This is a genomic window from Bradyrhizobium sp., assembly GCF_016462955.1.
GTDB lineage: Bacteria > Pseudomonadota > Alphaproteobacteria > Rhizobiales > Xanthobacteraceae > Bradyrhizobium.
Map to the genome: position 1 here is coordinate 18,301 of NZ_JAEMSD010000051.1, position 1,174 is coordinate 19,474.

Consider the following 1,174-nt stretch of genomic DNA (forward strand, 5'->3'; position numbering starts at 1 on the left):
CTGCCGGATCATGCTGCGCAGCTGTGCGCCCTTCATCATCGACGCGCTCATCGCCACCGCGCTCGGGCCGATTCGATATTTCTGATCGCGCGGCAGATAGACCAGCTGGCCCATGCGGGTCAGCGTGTGCGTGAGCCGCGACACCGTCGAGCGCGGCAGGCCGCAGCGGTTTGAAATCTCGAGATTGCCGAGCCTGGCCTCGTGGCCCTCGAAGCATCGCAACACGTCGAACGCGCGCGAGACCACCTGGATCACATCGCCTTCACCGGCATCGCCGGCGAGCGCGCCTTGCCTACTCAACCGCTCCGAACGTCGTCCCATGTTCCCTACCGTATGTTCCGCTGTGCGGAATTAAATTCCGCTTGCAGACGACGCTACCTCAGGCATTTTGCGACGACAACAAAAAGGCGATGGCATGCCAGAAATTAAGATCGTCACCGAAGTCGCGGGTCGCATCTGCGCAACTCCCGTGCAGGTTGGGGGAACCGTTGCGGATGGCGATGACGTTGTGGTGGTCGAAGCGATGAAGATGGAAATACCGGTGCCCTCGCCCGCAAGCGGCACGATCACCTCGCTTCTCGTCAAGCTCGACGACGTCGTTGCCGAAGGACAAGCGATCGCCATCGTCGCGAATTGACGGCATGCTCTGCCGTTTCCGCGACAATCTGTCTAGCTCATTGCTGTACGCAAGGTACGACGTTGCCATCGCTTGATCGCGGTGACATGATCTGTTGCAAACAAAACGTTGTTTCAAACAAAGAAAGAAAATCTTCGCGGCAAAGCGAGGATCATTGGAGGGAAACATGCTTCGCGGTCTGCTCGTGCTCGCGCCTGCCTTGGTGGCAGGCATTACTATTGCGTCTACACGCTACTCGTGCGCCGAGGACATCAAGCTGCCGGCGACATTGACGTTCACGGCATATGACACCGGCACGGCCGGATTCAACATCGCCGTCGGCGTCGGCAAGATGATGAAGGACAAGTACGGCACCGACGTGCGCGTGCTCCCCGCAGGCAACGACGTCGCCCGCCTGGCGCCGCTACGCGCCAAGCGAGCGGTCGCCTCGGCGATGGGCTCAGGCAGCTATTTCGCACAGGAAGGCGTGTTCGAGTTCGGCTCCAAGGAATGGGGGCCGCAACCGCTGCAGACCCTGCTCTCGACCGTCGATTGCAA

At 60.5% G+C, this 1,174-nt stretch carries 2 protein-coding genes and 1 pseudogene; 2 read left to right on the forward strand and 1 reads right to left on the reverse strand.

The window, feature by feature from the left end; all coding sequences use genetic code 11:
• A partial coding sequence (locus tag JHD07_RS08480; RefSeq protein WP_291621002.1) for a helix-turn-helix domain-containing protein occupies nucleotides 1-321 on the reverse strand: 321 nt, incomplete at its 3' end.
• 94 nt (nucleotides 322-415) lie between these two features.
• Here JHD07_RS08480 and JHD07_RS08485 point away from each other — a divergent pair.
• Entirely contained in the window at nucleotides 416-637 is a 222-nt protein-coding gene (locus JHD07_RS08485; RefSeq protein WP_014495968.1) for a biotin/lipoyl-containing protein, read from the forward strand.
• Nucleotides 638-803: 166 nt separating this feature from the next.
• Nucleotides 804-1,174 (forward strand): annotated as a pseudogene (locus JHD07_RS08490) (C4-dicarboxylate ABC transporter); the annotation flags it as partial.